This is a genomic window from Paraburkholderia sp. GAS82 (assembly GCF_050436285.1).
Taxonomy (GTDB): Bacteria; Pseudomonadota; Gammaproteobacteria; order Burkholderiales; family Burkholderiaceae; genus Paraburkholderia; species Paraburkholderia phenazinium_B.
Genome location: NZ_JBNDLX010000002.1, coordinates 1 through 19,953 on the forward strand (window position 1 = coordinate 1; position 19,953 = coordinate 19,953).

15 protein-coding genes are annotated in these 19,953 nt (G+C 60.2%); 4 read left to right on the top strand and 11 right to left on the bottom strand.

Going from position 1 to position 19,953, the window contains the following annotated elements:
- The first annotated feature begins 664 nt into the window (after window positions 1-664).
- On the top strand, window positions 665-2,650 hold the full coding sequence (gene rpoD, locus P3T17_RS06395; protein WP_074266426.1) for an RNA polymerase sigma factor RpoD: 1,986 nt from the start codon (window positions 665-667) through the stop codon (window positions 2,648-2,650).
- A 106-nt stretch (window positions 2,651-2,756) separates the two neighbouring features.
- Here rpoD and P3T17_RS06400 read toward each other — a convergent pair whose 3' ends face one another.
- From P3T17_RS06400 to P3T17_RS06410, 3 genes are read right to left on the bottom strand one after another with little or no spacing between them, the layout of a single operon-like run.
- Window positions 2,757-3,512 carry a response regulator transcription factor gene (locus P3T17_RS06400; RefSeq protein ID WP_429405544.1) on the bottom strand — a complete coding sequence of 252 codons (756 nt, stop codon included), beginning with the start codon at window positions 3,510-3,512 and terminating at the stop codon, window positions 2,757-2,759.
- A 13-nt stretch (window positions 3,513-3,525) separates the two neighbouring features.
- Window positions 3,526-4,887: an ATP-binding protein gene (locus P3T17_RS06405; protein ID WP_429405546.1), complete on the bottom strand. Its 1,362-nt coding sequence runs from the start codon at window positions 4,885-4,887 to the stop codon at window positions 3,526-3,528.
- 9 nt (window positions 4,888-4,896) lie between these two features.
- Window positions 4,897-5,574, bottom strand: coding sequence for a response regulator transcription factor (locus tag P3T17_RS06410; RefSeq protein WP_074266429.1), 678 nt, complete (start codon window positions 5,572-5,574; stop codon window positions 4,897-4,899).
- A gap of 257 nt (window positions 5,575-5,831) precedes the next feature.
- Here P3T17_RS06410 and P3T17_RS06415 point away from each other — a divergent pair, with 257 nt between their 5' ends.
- A complete protein-coding gene (locus P3T17_RS06415) occupies window positions 5,832-6,098 on the top strand; it encodes a DUF4148 domain-containing protein (protein ID WP_074266430.1) in 267 nt (88 codons plus the stop codon).
- A gap of 200 nt (window positions 6,099-6,298) precedes the next feature.
- Window positions 6,299-7,969, top strand: coding sequence for a glycoside hydrolase family 13 protein (locus P3T17_RS06420; protein WP_429405548.1), 1,671 nt, complete (start codon window positions 6,299-6,301; stop codon window positions 7,967-7,969).
- Between the two features lie 52 nt (window positions 7,970-8,021).
- Here the strand turns inward: P3T17_RS06420 and P3T17_RS06425 are convergent, their stop codons facing one another.
- The 8 genes from P3T17_RS06425 to P3T17_RS06460 form a co-directional block, all read right to left on the bottom strand.
- Entirely contained in the window at window positions 8,022-9,407 is a 1,386-nt protein-coding gene (locus tag P3T17_RS06425) for an FAD-binding oxidoreductase (protein ID WP_429405550.1), read from the bottom strand.
- Between the two features lie 37 nt (window positions 9,408-9,444).
- Window positions 9,445-10,614 carry a fumarylacetoacetate hydrolase family protein gene (locus P3T17_RS06430; protein ID WP_429405552.1) on the bottom strand — a complete coding sequence of 390 codons (1,170 nt, stop codon included), beginning with the start codon at window positions 10,612-10,614 and terminating at the stop codon, window positions 9,445-9,447.
- Between the two features lie 100 nt (window positions 10,615-10,714).
- Window positions 10,715-12,754, bottom strand: a complete 2,040-nt coding sequence (locus P3T17_RS06435) for an acetoacetate--CoA ligase (RefSeq protein WP_429405553.1) — start codon at window positions 12,752-12,754, stop codon at window positions 10,715-10,717.
- Window positions 12,755-12,779: 25 nt separating this feature from the next.
- Complete coding sequence (locus P3T17_RS06440) at window positions 12,780-13,493, bottom strand: ABC transporter ATP-binding protein (RefSeq protein WP_429405555.1); 714 nt, start codon at window positions 13,491-13,493, stop codon at window positions 12,780-12,782.
- On the bottom strand, window positions 13,493-14,266 hold the full coding sequence (locus tag P3T17_RS06445; protein ID WP_429405556.1) for an ABC transporter ATP-binding protein: 774 nt from the start codon (window positions 14,264-14,266) through the stop codon (window positions 13,493-13,495). Before P3T17_RS06445 ends, P3T17_RS06440 begins: the two co-directional genes overlap by 1 nt.
- Window positions 14,263-15,567, bottom strand: coding sequence for a branched-chain amino acid ABC transporter permease (locus P3T17_RS06450; RefSeq protein WP_429406431.1), 1,305 nt, complete (start codon window positions 15,565-15,567; stop codon window positions 14,263-14,265). Before P3T17_RS06450 ends, P3T17_RS06445 begins: the two co-directional genes overlap by 4 nt.
- Before the next feature lie 15 nt (window positions 15,568-15,582).
- Entirely contained in the window at window positions 15,583-16,530 is a 948-nt protein-coding gene (locus tag P3T17_RS06455) for a branched-chain amino acid ABC transporter permease (RefSeq protein ID WP_074266437.1), read from the bottom strand.
- Between the two features lie 67 nt (window positions 16,531-16,597).
- On the bottom strand, window positions 16,598-17,842 hold the full coding sequence (locus P3T17_RS06460) for a branched-chain amino acid ABC transporter substrate-binding protein (protein WP_429405558.1): 1,245 nt from the start codon (window positions 17,840-17,842) through the stop codon (window positions 16,598-16,600).
- A 543-nt stretch (window positions 17,843-18,385) separates the two neighbouring features.
- Here P3T17_RS06460 and P3T17_RS06465 point away from each other — a divergent pair.
- Window positions 18,386-19,942 carry a class I adenylate-forming enzyme family protein gene (locus P3T17_RS06465; RefSeq protein ID WP_429406433.1) on the top strand — a complete coding sequence of 519 codons (1,557 nt, stop codon included), beginning with the start codon at window positions 18,386-18,388 and terminating at the stop codon, window positions 19,940-19,942.
- The last annotated feature ends 11 nt before the right edge of the window (window positions 19,943-19,953 follow it).

Consider the following 19,953-nt stretch of genomic DNA (forward strand, 5'->3'; position numbering starts at 1 on the left):
AGACTTGATACTTTCGCTTTCGCGGCAAACCCCGAAAGGTCCACCGCCGCGTCGCCATCAAGCGCCCACACTTATCGGCTGTTAATTTTTAAAGAACTCTCGCTCAGAAGCTCTGCTTTCTTCGCGTCCGTCATCAAACGGGAGGCGAATTATGCGATGCGGTTCCGGGGCCGTCAACCCCATCCACGAAAAAAGTTTGCGAGCACATCGAAGTCAACGTTCATGACCTCCGCTGCGTTGATGAAGACGACGATCGCGCATGTATTGCGCCCCACGTCGCAAGCGCGCAGCTCGTTCCTCACGTATCTCGCAACAACATCTTGTTTGCCGCGAGGTCGCCCCTACATATGGAGGGCAACGCAAGGAACGTCGTCACGCGCGGGGATTCGTCATCATGGTGATCTGCCCCCAGGGCACACACCACTTGACCATTTTCAACATATATCTCACGAAAGAGAGGAGTTCGCCCTCTAGTTCGTATATAATCGTTGGCCGCGCGAATTTCGCGCGTCTCTATGGGCCCGCTTCGAGCGGGCCAATCTTTTCGCTCTTTGCGAGCATAGACAAACCAGCCGCATGTATCACTCAGGTGATGTTGCGGCCTAGCCGAAACGCCTGAGCGACGCGTCTTGCGCCTCATAGCGAAGCCTTCGAGGAGAAGACATTGAACCCTTTCGATCGGGATGATTCCGGAGACAACGCCGGATACTCAATCAAGGCCCCTGCCGGGCGAACCGCCAAAGGCAAGGGCGCGGGTAAAGCGATCCCGGTTGCTGCCGAAACGTCGCAGCAAGTCGAAGAACAGCAACGCCAGATGCGCGCCCTGATCCAGCTGGGCAAGGAGCGCGGCTACCTGACGCACGCGCAGATCAACGACCACCTGCCCGACAACTTCGCGCAAACCGCGGCGATGGAAACCATCGTCGCCACCTTCAACGACATGGGTGTGGCCGTCTACGAGACCGCACCCGACGCTGAAGCGCTGCTGCTGAACGCCAACTCGCCGGTGGTCACTGACGACCAGGCCGACGAAGAAGCCGAAGTCGCGCTGTCGACGGTGGACTCCGAGTTTGGCCGCACCACCGACCCCGTGCGTATGTATATGCGCGAAATGGGTGCAACGGAACTGCTGACCCGCGCCGGCGAAATCGCCATTGCCAAGCGTATCGAAGATGGCCTGCATGAGATGGTGCAGGCGATCGCCGCGTGCCCGTCGGCCGTGTCGGCCATTCTGGCCAGCGCGGATCAGGTCGCGGCCGGTGAACTGCGCATCGACGAACTCGTCGACGGTCTGAACGAAAACATCAACGCCGAAGAAGTGGCGGATGACAGCGTCGAAGCCGCAGCGGATCTCGACACCGACTCAGCAGACAGCGACGAAGCCGACGGCGACGACGACATCGCCGCAGACTCGAGCGCGGTGGACGAAGCACGTCTGAAGAAGCTGACGGCCGACTGCCTCGAGATCTTCGACCGCGTGCGTACCCGTTTCGACGAAGTGGGCACGCTCCACGAGAAAGAGGGCAGTTCCTCGGAAGCGCATCTGCGCGCGCGCCAGGACATCCAGCAGGAACTCGCGGCGCTGCGCTTCACGGCGCGCACGATCGACCGCCTCTGCGGCGACGTGCACCATCAGGTCACGCAGGTCCGCGCTATCGAGCGGCGCGTGCAGCAAATCGTGCTCGAAAAGAGCGGAATGCCGCGCGAGCTGTTCATCGACTCGTTCCCCGGTCACGAAACCGATCTGGGCTGGACGATGCGCATGGCCGCCAAGTCGAAGGAATTCGGTGCCGCACTCGAGCGTAATCTGCCGGCCATTCAGGCCGAACAGCAGAAGCTGATCGCCATCGAAGCCGCCGTCGCCCTGCCGCTGAAGCAACTGAAGGACATCAACCGGAAGATGGTTGCTGCCGAATCGAAGATGCGCAAGGCGAAGGGCGAGATGATCGAGGCGAATCTGCGTCTCGTGATCTCGATCGCGAAGAAGTACGTCAACCGCGGCATGCAGTTCCTGGATCTGATCCAGGAAGGCAACATCGGGCTGATGAAGGCCGTGGACAAGTTCGAATACCGCCGCGGCTGGAAATTCTCCACGTACGCCACGTGGTGGGTGCGTCAGGCTGTGACGCGTTCGCTGGCCGATCAGGCTCGCACGATCCGCGTGCCGGTGCACATGATCGAGACGATCAACAAGCTGAACCGCATCTCGCGTGAGATTCTGCAACAGACCGGCCAGGAAGCGCATCCTTCCGTGCTGGCTGCGCGGATGGATCTGTCGGAAGAGAAGGTCCGCAGCATCCTGAAGATTGCCCGTCAACCGGTTTCGATGGAAACGCCGATGGGCGAAGACGGCGATGCAACGCTGGGCGACATGATCGAAGATTCCTCGGCCACGTCGCCGGCGGAGGCTGCGGTGCAGGCCGACTTGCGGATCGCGATCGACGACGCGCTTGATTCGCTCTCGCCGCGTGAGGCGAAGGTGCTGCGCATGCGTTACGGTATCGACACGAAGTCGGACCATACGCTGGAAGAGGTCGGCAAGCAGTTCGACGTCACGCGCGAACGGATCCGCCAGATCGAAAGCAAGGCGATGCGCAAGCTGATGCATCCTAGCCGCGCGGATCGATTGAAATCGTTCCTCGACCGGTAAATCGGTAAGTTTAAAAAGGGCTCTGGTTGTTGAAATCAGAGCCCTTTTTCTATGCACCAGGCGGATCGATCAAAGAGACGGGTGCGCAAATCCGCTCCTCGATCTGTCATGGAAAATTCTCCACGGCAGTGCGCTTACGTGAATCGCCCGAGTACGGCTCGGAAGCATCTTGCATATCGAGGACTACGCGATACCCTACCCGCGGCATCGTAATGAGGCGCAAGCCCCATGCGGACTCCACTATCCTGCGCCGTAACGCCGACACGAGGCGCTGCAGTGAAACGCCATCTGCCTCCGCATCGCCAAACACGTAACCGATCAGTTCATCGCGCTGCACGACGCTGCCGGCATTGCGCAGCAGGCATTCCATCAACAGGTACTCGCGCCTCGTCAAAGGCAATTCAGTGCCATCCGCGCCGATCAGGCTGCGCTTGGTGCGAGAAAGCACCGGACCGCCAGCCAAAGACGACGACGACGATGATGCGACCGGTACAAGCATGTCCGCATCCACTTGTGCACCATCACGCCAAAGGGCATGCAATCGCGCCTCCAGTTCAGCGTACTCATAGTCCCCAGTAAAACACGCGTCTGCGCCCGCATACAGCGCCTCAATCCGCGCATCCTGGTTGCCTGGCGCATCGATGATCACCAGCACGGTATGGACCGGCCGCGCCACCATCGCGCGTGCTGCGTCCGCAGCTTCTCCCGCGCAGAGCACGATCGCCGCATCAATATGCTCGACTGCCACCAGATAAGCCGCATCGACAACGCGTTCCACGCTCGAAACACTGTGATTCGCTTCGATCAGCGCAGCGGCCAGATACTCGGCACGTGTCCCGCTTCCCACACACAAGATGCGCATGACATCCCCCCGCTCATAAGCCGCGCCGCTCGGGCCAGCAATCGAGCGCGACACACGTGCCCGGATTGGCATCCTCGAGCGCCAGCCGGAAATCATGCAGACGAGCGACCGCCTGCACAACCGAAAGACCCAGCCCGGAGCCCGGCGTGTCGCGCGTGCGCTCGCTGCGATAGAACCGCTGCAGCACCGCGAGCTTTTCTTCGCGCCGAATCCCGGGGCCGTCATCGCGCACCGTGATACGCGGCCCTTCCGCGCATGGCGACACCGCGATCACCACTGTCCCATCTTCTGGCGCAAACTTGATCGCGTTATCGACAATGTTCACCAACGCTTCGTACATCAACGGATAATCGGCGCGCACACGAAGCACGGGTTGCAAATCGAGTTTCAATTCGACGCTTCTCGCAGCAGCAACAGGCGCATAAAGCTCGCCTATCTGCTGGCACAAGGCACCCATATCCGTATCGCTGAACTCTGCGCGACGATGTAATGCTTCGATTTCCGAAATACGCAGTATCGCGGCAAAGCGCTTGAGCACTTCGTCCGTCTCTTGCGCGGCTAGCTGCACACGCTGCGCATCGGCATCCCTGAGCGCTGTAGGCTCGATACGTGCAAGCAGCGACCGGATATGAATGAGCGGTGTACGCAGATCGTGAGCAATCCCATCGCATGCGCTTTTGACCTCGTTCATCAAACGCGATATTTCGTCGAGCATATGATTGACGATCTGCGACAACCATGCGAGTTCATCGCCGCCACGCTCCGGCAAGCGCGTATTCAGGTTGCCTTGCGCGATCAGATTCGCGAGACGGCGCATCTCCTTGATACGCCGCAGTTGCACAGCCGAACACAGAACACCGAAACCGAGGCCACCCAGCAACGCAATCGCGCCGCTCCATGCGATGCCGCCCAGCATGTAATCGCGCAAACGCGTCATTTCGTCCACGTCACGGGCAATCACCAGCACATCGCCATCGGCAAGCCGCGTGGCCTTGGTCCGCATATATTGTGGCCGCTCGATTTTTAGCGATGTCAGCTGCGGCCTGAACCAGACGCCATCTCCGTTGGGCTCGACAACGGCCGGCCGCACGGCGATATCGCCCTTGAGATACTGGCCATCCGGCGCGAACACACCGTAGTAGTTAACCGGCCGGCGGATCGTCGTCCTGATACGCGCATCGATCTGCTCGAGCATGAGATCGCGAGGCAATGCCGCGAAGTACTGGAATTGCCAGTTGATGTTGTAATCGGCCTGGGTCGCCGTGTAGTTCGCAGAGCTACAGTAGTTAACCCACACGAGTCCCAACACGGAGCCGGCAAACACCAGCGCGTAGATCATCAGCAAACGGAATATCGTGCTACGCCACAAGCTCATTGTCATGGCCTAGCCCAGCATGTAACCCGATCCACGCACGGTCTTCAACAACGGACGCATGCCTGCGAGATCGATCTTCCGCCGCAGCAACCCAACGTACACCTCAATCAGATTGGTGCCCGGATCGAAATGCATGTCCCATACAGACTGAAAGATCATCGTGCGGGTCAGGATCTGCCCGGAGTTGCGCGCGAAGTATTCGAGCAGTTTGAATTCCACCGGCGGTAGCGCGACCACATGCTCGCCACGTGTCGCCGTGCGGGCAATCAGATCGATCTCGAGATCGTCGACGCGCAGCACCGTGGACGCAGCTTGCTGCCGACGTCCGCGCCTGCGTAGCAGCACTTCGATACGCGCCTTCATCTCCTCCGCGGAAAACGGCTTGGGAATGTAATCGTCACCACCTGCGAGCAGTCCGCGCACCCGCTCGTCGACATCGGACAACGCGCTGATCATCAAGACCGGCGTTTCGATGCCCACGCCGCGGATCGTCTTGAGAATCGTCAGCCCATCGATGCCGGGCAGCACGCGGTCGAGCGTAATGACATCGAACTCGTCGTGCACCGCACGCGCGATGCCGTCCTGTCCGCTCAAAACCCACTCCACCTCGAAACCGGCGTCGCACAACGTATCCACGATGTCGCGCCCGACAATGCGATCGTCTTCAATCGTCAAGATTTTTGCCATGGTCTGCGTGGCCGGCGTTATGGAAGCCGGCGCCAGGAAAGCGAACCCGCAGTATCTCAAATGCGCTGCAGTGCAACATGAAAGATCCTTTAGGTACGCATTCAATGCGACCCCATCACTCGTTAAACAAACCTTAATCTTTGCCAAGCGAGCATCCACAGCCACGTTGCGAAGATGTGAATGCACCGCGTGCAGAGGGCAACAAGCGCCTGTCTCGCGGTGCGGAACCATTCACTCCCCTCCCAAGGTTGCCACTCATGAAACGCACACTCGCCACGCTGTTGCTTACCGGTACGCTTTCCCTGCTTGCCGCTGCTGCCCATGCCTCTCCCGCTCAAGTCCCTTCGCAGGGTTTGACACGGGAACAAGTGAAGGCGCAGTTGTACCAAGCATTCTTGAACGGCACGACCGCCGCCGACGAGAAGACGTCCTATCCGTCACCTCCCGAGGATCGGGCAGAAGTCGCGGCGCAGCGTGTCAAGGAAGCACGCGTGGACCCCGCCTATGCGAACTTCGTCAGGTAAGCGCTCGCGCGCTATCTGCCTTCGAGGCCGCATAATCACGGTTGCGCGCCGGCATGCTGTGCATGCCGGCTCTACGTCAGGGGTTCACCGTTAGCGGTTGCGACGTCGTGATGCCGTCGTGCACCTGGCACCTTGTCATCCTGCCAATCCGGGGCTTTACCAGAGGCTCTCTCCGGGCAGACTCACAAGAGGGACGCAACATGAATATGCGCACGAAAGACTTCACCACCCCCGCAGCCTGCACCAACCTGGAATGGTGGCGCAGCGCGGTGATATATCAGATTTATCCTCGCTCTTTCTCAGACTCGGACGGCGACGGTATCGGCGATCTGTCCGGTATCACGGCAAAACTGCCCTACCTGGGGCGTCTTGGAATCGACGCTATCTGGCTGTCGCCGTTTTATCTCTCGCCGCAAGCGGATGCCGGCTACGACGTCGCCGACTATCGCGTCGTCGATCCGATATTCGGCACACTGGACGACTTTGACCGCATGCTTGAGCAGGCGCACGCGCTGGGCATGAGGGTGATCGTCGATCTGGTGCCCAATCACACGTCCGACGAACATGCATGGTTTCAGGCCGCGCTGCAATCGCCGCCCGGCAGCGCCGAGCGCGCGCGTTACCTGTTTCGCGACGGCAAAGGCGCGCACGGCAATTTGCCGCCGAATAACTGGCAAAGCGTGTTTGGCGGTAACGCGTGGTCGCGTGCGCCGGGCGACTCGCAGTGGTATCTGCACCTGTTCGACCGCAGGCAGCCAGATCTGAACTGGGACCACCCCGACGTTCGTTCGGAGTTCGAAGATGTACTGAAGTTTTGGCTAGACCGGGGCGTGGATGGCTTCCGCGTCGACGTCGCCCACGGCCTCGTCAAGGCGCCTGGGCTGCCCGACTGGGCCGGTCAGGCCGCAATGGTGGAGGGCACCGAGGGCGGAGACGACAATCCAGGCCCCATGTGGGATCAGGAGGACGTGCACGAGATTTACCGGAGCTGGCGCCGCCTGCTGGACAGCTACCCCGGCGAGCGCATGATGGTGGCGGAGGCATGGATCGCGCCGCAGGCCCGGCTTACCCGCTACATTCGTCCCGATGAAATGCAACAGGCCTTCAATTTCGACTATCTGCTGACGCACTGGGATGCGGCTGAAATCAAGGCTGTCGTCGACAGTTCGCTGGCTGCCTCAGCAGCAGTCGGCGCGCCCACGACCTGGGTGATGTCGAATCACGACTCCGTGCGCCATACGTCGCGCTATGGCTTGAGCAAACCGGGGGCTCGACCTAAAGGCATCGCTGCGGACGGCGAGCAGCCAGACGAAGCGTTGGGATTGCGCCGCGCGCGTGCCGCCGCCTTCCTCACGCTTGCGCTGCCGGGATCGGCATACATCTATCAGGGCGAGGAACTGGGTTTGCCGGAGCACACCACGCTCGAAGCGCATTATCGGCAAGACCCAGCCTTTTTCCGCACCAATGGCGAAGAAATCGGACGCGACGGCTGCCGGGTACCGCTGCCCTGGCTAGCGGACGCACCGTCCTTCGGCTTCGGTCCGAGCGAGAAAAGCTGGTTGCCGCAGCCGGAAAATTTCGCGCGCTATGCGGTGGATCGCCAGGAAGGCGTGTACGGTTCGACGCTGGAACTGTATCGACAACTTCTTCAATTGCGGCATGACTACAAGCTCGGCAATGGCCAGTTGCGCTGGCAGTCCGGCGATTCGTCAGATGTGCTGAGCTTTGACAACGGCACGCTATGCGCGGTGATCAATCTGGGAATGCGCCCCGTCACACTGCCGCCCGGTAGGCTGCTGCTATCGAGCGAACAGCGAGACGCATCGGGACGCTTGCCTGGTAACGCGGCGGCGTGGCTGGCTTTGCGCTGAGACTAACGTTAAAGACCAAGAGGCCACCTACTCCATCGGAGAGGTGGCCGCCCTAAAATATCTTCCCCGGATTCAAGATCCCATTCGGATCGAGCGCGGCTTTCACGGCACGCATCGCGGCAACATCCGCATCGCTGCGCGTGAACTCAAGATACGCTTTCTTCTTGGTGCCAATGCCGTGCTCGGCGGAAACCGATCCGTGGAATTCGCGCGTGACATCGTAAATCACGTCGTCGATCTCGCCATGCAAAGTCTTGCCTGCTCCCGGCACGTCCACAACGATATGGATATTGCCGTCGCCAAGGTGACCGTAAATCATCACCAGGGCCTGCGGCCAGCGCTCACGCAAACGGACATCGCATCGCTGGGCGACATCGCCAACGTTGCTGATTGAGAAGCTCACGTCGAACGCGGCATGATCTGGAATGAACTTCGGATACTCGCCCGGCGCATCGCGGATCGCCCAGAACGCAAGCGCATCCGACTCCGAGACAGCTAACGCCGCATCACTGACTATCTCCGCCTCCAACATACGGCCGAGAAATTCCTCAAACGCTTGCGCATGCCGCACCGGATCACCGCCTACGCTTTCGAGCAACACGTAAAACGGATAGCGCTCCGCCACGGGCGCACGAAGTTCAGGCAGATTCGCAAGCACCGCGTCGTAGTAACCGGCCCACATCACCTCGAAGGCGGAAACGCCAGCCGCGAGTCCGGCCTGGGCTTCTTCGAGCAACTTCGTCACCGCGCTGTATGACGGCAGCGCGCACCATGCAGTCGCGACCGCTCGAGGCCGCGGCCTCAAACGCAGCACCGCACTCGTGATGACACCGAGGGTGCCCTCGCTGCCAATCAGCAGATTCCGCAGGTCGTAGCCGCTATTGTTCTTGATCATCTTGTGCAGCGCGCCTACCACTTCGCCGCTCGCCAGCACCGCTTCGACGCCAAGCACCTGGTCCCGCATCATTCCGTATTTGATGACGCGGTTACCGCCTGCATTCGTTGCGAGATTGCCGCCAATCGTGCAACTGCCGCGCGCGCCCAGATCGAGCGGGAAGTAAAGATCCGCGTCGAGTGCGGCCTCCTGCACGACCTGCAACGGCGTTCCGGCTTCGACCGTCATCGTGCCTGAAATACGATCGATTTCGACGATGTGGTTCATCCGGTCAAGACTCAGCGCCAGTTCGGCATCGAGCACATTCGCACCACCAACGAGCCCAGTCAGTCCGCCTTGCGTAACGACAGGCTGGCGATATTCGTTGCAGATCCTCATCGCCGTTGCGACTTCGTCCGTATTGCGCGGCCGGATGAGAGCGCGCGGCGTCTTGCCCGGCAACCCGCTCCAATCCACCACCTGACGTGAACCGAACTGCTCCGGCAACGTCACCACGTCTGCACCTAGCGCCTCAAGCAACGCCTTCACAACATCGCCTTGCATGACTGTCTCTTTTAAAGGAATGCGCTTCAGGAAGGATCTACAGCAGTCCGCGTTTTGCAAGACTCTGATAGAGCGCTCTGACGCCAAATGTCCACGGAGGAATCTCGGTCGAAAGCTGCACTGTGTTCACCAAAGCACCTAGCGAAGGCGTCGCAATCGTCACCACATCGCCGAGATGGTGAGTGAAACCCGCACCGGGCGCATCGCGATCCTTGATCGGCGAGAACATCGTGCCGAGGAACAACATAAAACCATCGGGGTACTGATGATGCTTTCCACTGGTCTGTGCGACGAGATCAGCCGGATCGCGACTAATCTCCTTCATATGGCTCACACCTTCCAGCACAAAATCATCCGTGCCTTCGATGCGCAGCGACAAGCTCGCTGCGCGTACTGTATCCAATGTGAAGCGCTCGTCGAACAAACGCACGAACGGCCCGATCGCACACGAGCCGTTATTGTCTTTTGCCTTGCCGAGCAGCAAAGCCGAACGGCCTTCGATATCGCGCAGATTCACATCGTTACCGAGCGTTGCGCCAACAATCTGAGCCGAGCTATTCACGGCCAGCACGATCTCCGGTTCCGGATTGTTCCACACGGACGTTGGGTACAGACCAACGTCCGCACCGAGCCCCACGGCCGACATCGGCTGGGACTTAGAAAACACCTCGGCGTCCGGCCCGATACCGACCTCCATGTATTGGGACCATGCACCGCGTCGCTCGAGTTCAGCTTTCAGTTTCATCGCCGCGTCCGAGCCGGGTTTGATCTTCGCGAGGTCGGTGCCGATCAGTTCCGTGATGGTTCGACGCACTTCGTCAGCCTTGCCGGCGTCGCCGCCCGCCTGCTCCTCGATCACCCGTTCAAGCAGGCTCACGGCGAAGGTTACGCCGCACGCCTTGATCGCCTGCACATCGCAAGGCGCAAGCAGTCGTGTGCCAGCTTGACCCGCCGACGCCAAACTTGCTTCTAGCAACGCATGGACTGATCCCAGCGCCTCTCCAGGCGCAGTGCGGGCGATTTGTACGGCGTCGGCCCGATCAAACAGATCGGCCGTCGTGGGCACCGTGGAAGTGATATCGAAGACCTGCCCGCCGCGAACTACCACGACAGACGGTCCATTAACCGGCGCGGGGCGCCATACGCGGCCTACGAGCAGCGCCTGGTCGAGATCGTTGGGAAGCAAGGAAGCGGGTTCGATTCGCATATCGTCATGTCCGGAGCATTGACCAAAAACCGATCCTATCCATGACGACGCAGAGTGTCCACCTCTTGATGCACGCGGCACGTTCTGGGAACGCGCCGCACTACGCCTGACGATGCGCCGCGTGCAGGGCGGCTTGCCGCACATACCAGTCCAGACACTGCGGATTGGCCATGGCTTCGCGATTGACCACCTTCTCGAGTGCGTGGCCGAGAAACAGTTTCTTGATCGGTACTTCCTGCTTCTTGCCGGACAGGGTGCGCGGAATTTCCGGTGCCTGCAGAATCTGATCCGGAACGAAACGCGGCGATAGCGATGTCCTGATTGCCGCCGCCAAACTCGATTCGAGCGCAGCGTCCAGCACGATGCCGTCGCGCAGCACCACAAACAGCGCCATATAGCTCTCGCGGCCGAGAAACTCGAGATCGATCACCATCGAATCGAGCACTTCAGGCAAGGCCTCGACCGCGGCGTAGATCTCGCTCGTGCCCATGCGCAAGCCGCTACGGTTGATCGTGGCGTCGCTACGGCCGTAAATAATGCATCCTCCGTCCGCTTCGATCTTGAGCCAGTCCCCGTGACGCCACACGCCGGGATAAACGTCGAAATAGCTCGAAAGATAGCGGGCGTTGCCTTCATCGCCCCAGAAATACAGCGGCATGCCGGGGATGGGCCGGGTGCATACCAGTTCGCCGACCTCGCCAATCACCGGCTGCCCCGCTTCGTTCCAGACCTCGACTGCAGCGCCTAGCTGGCGGCACTGCATTTGCCCCGGCACCTGCGGCAGTTCCCGGTTACCGGTGGCGAAGTTGCAGCACAGATCGGTGCCGCCGGAGATATTGATCCACCAGATGTCCGGCGTACCGATTGCAGCAAATTGCTCAGTACCCCAGCGCTGGACATCTTCCGGCAGCGGCGAGCCAGTGCTGCCGATCGCACGCATCCGCGAAAGATCGCCGCAGTCGGCGAGAGAAAGCCCCGCCTTCTTGCAGTTGCCGTGAAAAGCCGCGCCTGCTCCCAACACGGTAATGCGATGGCGGGCGGCGAAGCGCCACAGCACGCCCCAGTCCGGATGTTCCTTGCGGCCATTCGGACTACCGTCGTAAAGGCAGATCGTCGTGCCGGCCAACAAACCTGAAAGCTGCACGTTCCACATGATCCAGCCGGTCGACGTGTACCAGTGGAATCGTTCGCCAAGATTGTTGCTGCTATAGCTCGCGCCGAGGTCGTTAAGCAGTGCGACGGCCATTGCGGTCACCGCGACGCCGCCCTGGCTTTGCACAATCGCTTTAGGCAGGCCCGTGGTGCCGCTCGAATACACCACCCATAGCGGATGATCGAACGGCAGCCACTCGGGAACAAACGCGGCCGTAGCCGCATCGTCGCGGGCGACCGCGCCGGCAAAGCTGAGCGCATCGTCCACGCGTGATGCCGCATGCGGCGTTTCCAGCACGATCAACGTATGCACGTCCGGCAGCGCGGCACGCAACGAGGCCACCACCTGGCTGCGGCCCATTGGACGGCCGGCATAGTGGACACCGTCGGCTGCGATCAGAACGCGCGGCTCGATCTGACGAAACCGGTCGATTACAGCGTTAAGCCCCATGTCAGGTGCACACACGCTCCACACCGCCCCGATACTGCTGCAGGCGAGAAACGCCACAATCGTCTCGGGCACATTGGGTAAATAAGCCACAACGCGATCGCCGCGCTGCACTCCACGTTCACGCAAGGTCAGTGCAAGCGAGGCAGCCTGTCGCTTCAGTTCGGGCCAGCTTAGCTCTCTTGTGCGGCCCTGCTCATCCTCGCTGACGATAGCTGGCATACCAGCGGCATGTGCGGCGTCCGCATGCCTAAGCACCTGATGCGCGTAGTTCACCTGTGCACCGGGAAACCACCGTGCGCCCGGCATGCGTTCCTCGGCCAGCACCGCGCTGTAGGGTGTCGGCGAGAGCATGCCGCCAAACTCCCAGACGCTTGCCCAGAACGCGTCGAGGTCAGAGACCGACCAGCGCCACAGCGCATCGTACGAATCGAAGGAGAGGCCGCGGGTTTGCTGCAACCACTCCTGGTAGAGGCGAATTTGCGGAACGCAGGTGGGACCAACAGCCGGGTCTCTAGCGACAGAATCTGCTTGGTTCATATTTTCGATCGGCAATAGAGGAACACTAAACCTCTAGCCACTCCTTGCGTACCTGCGCGTTGGCCTTTAGCTCGGCAGGCGTGCCTTCGAACACGATGTTTCCGTGGCCCATGACATAGACGCGCTGCGAGATGTCGAGCGCAATGGCGAGCTTCTGTTCGATCAGCAGCACCGACACGCCGCGCTCCTTGAGCGCCTGCAGATACTCACCCACCAGCGCCACCAGCTTGGGCGCGAGTCCTTCCGTGGGCTCGTCGATGAGAATCAGATCCGGGTCTCCCATCAGCGTTCGGCACAGCGTCAACATCTGCTGCTCGCCGCCCGAAAGCACACCCGCTACGGTGTTCTCGCGCTCCTTGAGGCGCGGGAACATCTCGTACATCTCCGCTAGCGTCCAGCGTGGTTTGTGTTGTCGACGGTTACGCTTTTCGCCTAACAGCAGATTTTGGCGCACCGTTAGCGTGGGGAAGATATCGCGGTTCTCGGGAACGTATCCAATGCCTAACTGGGCGATCTCAAACGTGCGGCGCCCTAGAATTTCTTCGTCGCGAAATCGCACCGACCCCGCAGCCTTGACCATCCCGAGGATCGTCTTAGCCATGGTGGAACGCCCTACCCCGTTGCGCCCTAGCAAGGTGACGATCTCGCCCTCGTCGACATGCACGTCGACGCCTTGCAGAATATGGCTCTTGCCGTAGTAGGCGTGCAGACCTTGCACGTCGAGCATGCGCTGGGTCATTAGTGCGCTCCTTCCGTGGAGCTTTCGTCGAGGGAGGCGCCGAGATAGGCCTCCTTGACCTTGCTGTTGTTGCGAATCGCCTCAGGCGTATCCGTTGCGATGATCTCGCCATAAACCAGCACCGAGATACGGTCCGCGAGACCGAACACCACGCCCATATCGTGCTCGACCATCACCAGCGTCTTGCCTACCGTCACATTGCGAATCAACTCCACCGCCTGATCCGATTCCGAGCGGCTCATGCCCGCTGTCGGTTCGTCGAGCAGGATCACCTCGGCACCGCCGGCGATAGTGATGCCGATCTCCAGCGCGCGCTGTTCCGCGTAGGTCAGCAGGCTCGCCTGCGTATCGCGGCGACGTTGCAGGCCAATCAGTTCGAGCACCTCGTCGGCACGCTGACGCGCGTCGTGCAACTGGGACAGCCGATGCCAGAACGAGTATTTGTAGCCGAGCGACCAGAGCACCGCGCAGCGCAAGTTCTCGAACACCGAAAGCCGATGAAAAATGTTGGTGATCTGGAAGCTGCGCGAAAGGCCCATACGGTTGATCACAAACGGCTTGAGTCCGCCGATCTCGGTACCGTTAAGCTTGACCGAGCCTGAACTCGGCACACTGCGCCCCGAAATCAGATTGAAGGTGGTCGACTTGCCCGCGCCATTGGGGCCGATCAGCGCATGGCGTTCGCCCTTCGGAACGCTCAGGTTAACGCCGCGGATGATCTCCGTCTGTCCGAAGTTCTTGCGGACGTCTGTTAGCTCAAGTGCGGCCGTCATCGTGCGCCTCCTGCCATTTCCGCCTGCACTGCGTCCCAGGCCTGATGGACGCGCGCCACCGCCGCGCGCCAACCCAGCGCACCCGCTAGCCATAGCACCACGGCAACCGCCCAAGGCTTGAACGACGACGCATCGAAGCTAAAGCCGGCGAGTGTCATGGCCGTGCCGTTGTCACTATCGATCTGCAGCTTGTAGGTCAACTCCACCGTCAGGATCAACGCGGCCAACAGGATCAGGCCCGCTCCCAATGCGACTGAGTACGTCGGCAACATGCGGCCAAACTTGCGCTTAGCTAGCAACGGCACCTGCTTCATCAGCAGACTGGAGACGCCGCCGGGCACGAACATCACCATGAGCACGAAGAACAGCCCCAGATACAGCAGCCACGCCTGAGTCAGGCTGGACAGGGCGACTGCAAACAGCACAAAGACCACAGCACCGATGACGGGCCCGAAGAAAAAGCCGCCACCGCCGATAAACGTGGCCAGCAACACGCTGCCCGAATGCACGGCACCCACGTTCTCCGCCGAGACGATCTCGAAGTTGATAACCGACAACCCGCCGGAAATGCCCGCAAAGAACGCCGAGAGAATTACCACCAGATAGCGCACGCGCTGCGTGTTGTAGCCGACAAACTCGGCCCGTTCCGCGTTGTCACGCACGGCGTTGGCGATGCGACCCAAAGGGGTCTGCGTCCAGGCATACATTGCGATCATCGACAGCAGGCACCACACCGCGATCAGGTAATACACCTGGCGCCCGGGTCCGTACGTAATGCCGAGCACCGCATTGCCGACGACCCGGTTGGTCGAGACGCCACCTTCTCCACCAAAGAAGTCGGGAAACATCAGCGAACTGGCGAACACCATCTCGCCGATACCGAGCGTGATCATGGCGAATGTCGTGCCCGCTTTGCGCGTCGTCACGTAACCGAATAGCACGCCGAACAAAGCCCCACCGAGGCCTCCCACCAGCGGCAACAACGAGACCGGAAACCAGTACGCCCCCGCACCGACCTGGTTGAGCACATGCACGGCGATGAACGCACCCATGCCCGAATAAACCGCATGGCCGAAGGACAACATGCCGGACTGCCCTAGCAGCATGTTGTACGACAGCGCGAAGATGATCATGATGCCCATCTGCGACAACAGGGTGATCGCGAAGCCGCTGGAGAAGATTAGCGGCGCGATCGCCATCACAAGAGCCGTTAGCCCCCAGATCAGGTAGCGCGCGAGATGACGCGGTGGAGCAGCCGCACGGCCCTCTTGTGCCATGGCCTGTTCGTAGCTCTGCCTCATGGTTGGTTTCATGATCTAGCCCTCCCGGGTTCCCATGAGACCACGTGGGCGCACAATCATCATCACCACCATCAAAAGATAAGGCAGCACTGGCGCCATCTGCGAGACGGTCAGCTTCCACACCGAGGACAGCGGCGTGGCACTCGTCACATGCAAGCCAATGAAGCCAAACAGGTCGGCTAGTGAGGAGTCGATGGTGACGGCGAATGTCTGCAAGAGTCCTATCAATAGCGAAGCGATGAACGCCCCTGCAAGCGAACCCATGCCGCCCACCACCGCCACGACGAACACGATGGTGCCCACTGAAGCAGCCATCGATGGCGAAGTGACAAACGCATTGCCGCCGATCACGCCCGCGATGCCCGCAAGCGCTGCGCCGCCGGCGAACACCAGCATGAACACACGCTGCACATTGTGGCCGAGCGCCTCGACCATCTGCGGATGCGTCAGCGCAGCCTGAATCACGAGCCCGATGCGCGTGCGAGTAAGCACGAGGTACATCGTCACCAGCATCAACACCGACACGAGCATCATGAAGGCACGATACTTCGGAAACACCGACGAGAACACCTGAAACAGCGGACCATCCAGTTCCTGCGGAATCCGGTAAGGCACCGCGGACTGTCCCCAGACGAGCTTGACGGCCTCTTCAATCAGATAGGCAAGACCGAACGTAAACAGCAGTTCGGCCACATGCCCGTACTTGTGCACGGTGCGCAAGCCGAAACGTTCGACGAGCGCTCCGACAACCACGATCAGCAATGGCGCTAACACGAGCGCGGGCCAAAAGCCGATCTTGCTGGCGATGGCATACGCAAAATAAGCGCCCAGCATGTAAAAGCTGGCGTGAGCGAAATTGAGCACGCCCATCATGCTGAAAATCAGCGTAAGCCCCGATGACAACAGGAACAGCAACAGCCCGTAGCTGATGCCGTTCAACAGGGAAATGACGAAGAATTCCACAGACAATATTCCTTGCTTCTTGCGCCAGTATCGGGAAACTCGTGCCGCACGATGGAGAGCGCGCCGCCTAGTTCGGTCGCTTCATCTGGCAGGTTGTCGGCTGCACTGACGACGAAGTATCGAGCACCGCATCGGTTCGCCAGCCATAGCCGGTTTTCTCCTGGTCGTACTTGACGTCTTTGCCATCCGCCTTGACCCACGTGGCGATCACGAGGGGCTGCTCCGCCTGATGGTCCGACGCCCGCATCTCGACGGTGCCGTTCAGGCTTTGTACCTTCATGCCCTCCATCGCCTTGGCCACCTTGACCGGATCGGTGGATCTGGTGTCCTTGATCGCCTTGCTCAGCAATGCCACGCCCGTATAGGCGGCCATTTCGAAGAAATCGTCGTCGTACTTCTTCTTGAAGCCGTCCATGATCTGATTCGCTTGCGGCGGATTGCTCGCGGTATTCGCGCCCATGTAACCCACGTATCTGACACGCCCGGCGCCAGCCGCTCCCATCGCCGTCGGCACGCCGGTGGTCGCGGCATAGTAAGTATAGTAATTGGCGGTCACACCTGCGTCCTTACCGGCCTTGATGAGCAGCGCCAGATCGCTGCCCCAGTTACCCGTGATAACCGTATCGGCACCGGATGCCTTGATTTTGCTCGCATAGGGCGAGAAATCCTTGACCTGTGCAAGCGGATGAAAATCGTCGCCCACTATCTGGATGTCCGGACGCTTGCGCTTGAGGTATTCCTGCGCAGTACGCGACACATCATGGCCGAAGGAATAATCCTGATCGATCAGATAGACCTTCTTGACGTTCGGATCCTTGGCAAGAAATGTCGTCAACGCTTCCATCTTCATGTCCGAGTTTGCATCGAGACGGAAGTGCCAGTAGTCGCACTTGGCGTTGGTCATGGCCGGATCCACCGCCGCAAAATTCAGGTAGATGATCTCCTTGCCAGGATTGCGCGCATTGTACTTGGACACCGCATCTTCGAGCGCAAGGCCTACGGAGGAGCCGTTACCCTGCGTGATGTAACGGATGCCCTGATCGGCCGCTTCGTTGAGCAGCGTAAGACTCTGTTGCGGAGACAACTTGTTGTCGAACGGGACCATTTCGAATTTTGTTCCACCGGCCCAGTCCTGCTGGTTGGCCACCTCGGTCACGTATTGCCAGCTCTTCAGTTCGTTGTTGCCTAGCGCACCCATCAGGCCCGACAGCGTATCGATATACGCAATCCGGACCGTTTCCGCCGAGGCGATACTGGAAGCTAGCGCGAAGACAATCGTTGCGCCAGCCATTAAGGAACGCATCTTGTTCATGCAGTTGTCTCCTACGATTCTGGAATCGATTCTTTCTTAGGTATAACTAACTATATGCGAAGCTGAAGCGGCCCTGCACGTTTGCGCTGGGCGTTATGAGACGTTGGGAACGGTGCTGCCGCGACACGTAAACAGGAACGGCTGGCCGACATGCTTCGTATCTCCGTGTCAGTTGAAATCGCTTCAATTGACGAAGTGATGCGCGTCTATCCGGGATGGCTATCGAGGGGATTCGACACACAATTTCGCACGACCGTTCGTAGCGTGTCAACGGGCAAACCGCGCAAAAGTCCTCCCCGGCAGGGGTTGGCCGGGAAAACACCTAGCGCAGTGATGCGCCCCACGAAGTGAATGAGCGTGCTTTTATTTACATGGCACAAGTGCGCACGTATGATCGTCAAACAATACGCGCGTACGCCTGCGCCACACAACAACATCGAGGAGCGCTGTAATGCCTGTGAAAGACGTGTTTCATCCGCTTCGCAAGACGACGCTGTCTGCTACATCGAATGGTGGCATGAAGACCTGCTGGGGCACGCGCAAATGACATGGCTCGACACATTGGTGGACGAACCGTTCGTCTGCATCACGGATACGTTACGCCGCTTCGCCACCGAACGCGGCGATCATCCCGCCTTGATCTGCGACGGCGAGGTTGTGACGTACGCTGAACTGGACGCAAGAGTCGACCGCTTCGCGGCCGCGTCACAGCGCGATGGACTTAAGCCGTGCGATGCGGTGGCGCTATGCGCGGCGGCTTCGGTTGAATACGTAGTCGCTTTTCTTGGCGGCCTGAGGGCGGGCGCAGCGGTTGCGCCGCTTGCACCGACGTCGAGCACGGCGAGCCTTGTCAGCATGATCGGCAATTCAGGCGCGCGATTGCTGTTTCTGGACGCCGAGGTCCAGCGTCTGCTCGAGCCGCTGGCCGGCGACATCAACGCCAAGGCCATCGGACTTGATGGGCACTCAGGCAGCATCGCCCTGCAGACATGGCTCGCGCCCGAGGGTACGGCGCCCCTGCCAGTTGCGATCAATCCTGCATGGGCATTCAACATCATCTATTCCTCGGGCACCACGGGTACGCCGAAAGGCATCGTGCAGTCGCACGGCATGCGTTGGGCTTACGCGCAGCGCAGCGTCGAGCGTGGCTATGGGCCGCACGCCACAACGCTGATCTCGACGCCGCTGTATTCGAACACCACGCTCGTGAGCTTCATGCCGACGCTCACCTTCGGTGGCACCGTCGTGCTGATGCCGAAATTCGACACCACGCGTTACCTGACACTCGCGCAGCAATACCACGCGACGCATACGATGCTCGTTCCGGTCCAGTATCAGCGGCTGATGGCGCACTCCGAGTTCGACCGTTACGACTTGTCCAGCTTCCAGGCCAAGTTTTGCACCAGCGCGCCATTCTCGGCCAGTGTGAAGGCCGACGTGGTACGGCGCTGGCCCGGCAAGCTCACCGAGTACTACGGCATGACCGAAGGCGGAGGTTCATGTCAGCTGGAAGCACACGCGTTCCCCGACAAACTGCATACGGTCGGCAAACCCGTGGAAGGGCACGATATCCGCCTCATCGACGAACACGGCAACGAGGTCGCGCAAGGCGAAGTCGGTGAGATCGTCGGCAACTCACCGGCAATGATGACCGGCTATTACCGGCAACCCGAAAAAACCGCTGAAGCGGAATGGTACGACCCGAGCGGCAAGCGCTTTATCCGCACCGGCGATATGGGACGTTTCGACGAAGACGGCTTTCTCACGTTGCTCGATCGCAAGAAGGACATGATCATTTCGGGCGGCTTCAATGTGTACCCAAGCGATCTGGAAGCAGAACTGCATAGGCATCCTGATGTTGCGGATGCCGCCGTGGTCGGCGCGCTGTCCGAGCAATGGGGCGAAACGCCTGTGGCCTTCGTCGTGCGCCGCCTGGGAGCAACGCTAGACGAAGACGCGTTGCTAACGTGGATCAATGCGCGTCTGGGGAAGATGCAGAGGCTCTCCGCGCTGAGATTTGTCGATACACTGCCGCGCAGCCCCATCGGCAAGGTGCTGAAACGGGAGTTGCGCGAGCAGTTCAGTTCGGGAACGCGTTGAACGTTCTCGCC

Excerpts from the sequence above, each read along its gene's own strand:
- P3T17_RS06400 (WP_429405544.1), bottom strand. The coding sequence starts at position 3,512 with ATGCGCATCTTGTGTGTGGGAAGCGGGACACGTGCCGAGTATCTGGCC.
- P3T17_RS06405 (WP_429405546.1), bottom strand. The coding sequence starts at position 4,887 with ATGAGCTTGTGGCGTAGCACGATATTCCGTTTGCTGATGATCTACGCG.
- P3T17_RS06410 (WP_074266429.1), bottom strand. The coding sequence starts at position 5,574 with ATGGCAAAAATCTTGACGATTGAAGACGATCGCATTGTCGGGCGCGAC.
- P3T17_RS06415 (WP_074266430.1), top strand. The coding sequence starts at position 5,832 with ATGAAACGCACACTCGCCACGCTGTTGCTTACCGGTACGCTTTCCCTG.
- P3T17_RS06420 (WP_429405548.1), top strand. The coding sequence starts at position 6,299 with ATGAATATGCGCACGAAAGACTTCACCACCCCCGCAGCCTGCACCAAC.
- P3T17_RS06425 (WP_429405550.1), bottom strand. The coding sequence starts at position 9,407 with ATGCAAGGCGATGTTGTGAAGGCGTTGCTTGAGGCGCTAGGTGCAGAC.
- P3T17_RS06430 (WP_429405552.1), bottom strand. The coding sequence starts at position 10,614 with ATGCGAATCGAACCCGCTTCCTTGCTTCCCAACGATCTCGACCAGGCG.
- P3T17_RS06435 (WP_429405553.1), bottom strand. The coding sequence starts at position 12,754 with ATGAACCAAGCAGATTCTGTCGCTAGAGACCCGGCTGTTGGTCCCACC.
- P3T17_RS06440 (WP_429405555.1), bottom strand. The coding sequence starts at position 13,493 with ATGACCCAGCGCATGCTCGACGTGCAAGGTCTGCACGCCTACTACGGC.
- P3T17_RS06445 (WP_429405556.1), bottom strand. The coding sequence starts at position 14,266 with ATGACGGCCGCACTTGAGCTAACAGACGTCCGCAAGAACTTCGGACAG.
- P3T17_RS06450 (WP_429406431.1), bottom strand. The coding sequence starts at position 15,567 with ATGAGGCAGAGCTACGAACAGGCCATGGCACAAGAGGGCCGTGCGGCT.
- P3T17_RS06460 (WP_429405558.1), bottom strand. The coding sequence starts at position 17,842 with ATGAACAAGATGCGTTCCTTAATGGCTGGCGCAACGATTGTCTTCGCG.
- P3T17_RS06465 (WP_429406433.1), top strand. The coding sequence starts at position 18,386 with ATGACATGGCTCGACACATTGGTGGACGAACCGTTCGTCTGCATCACG.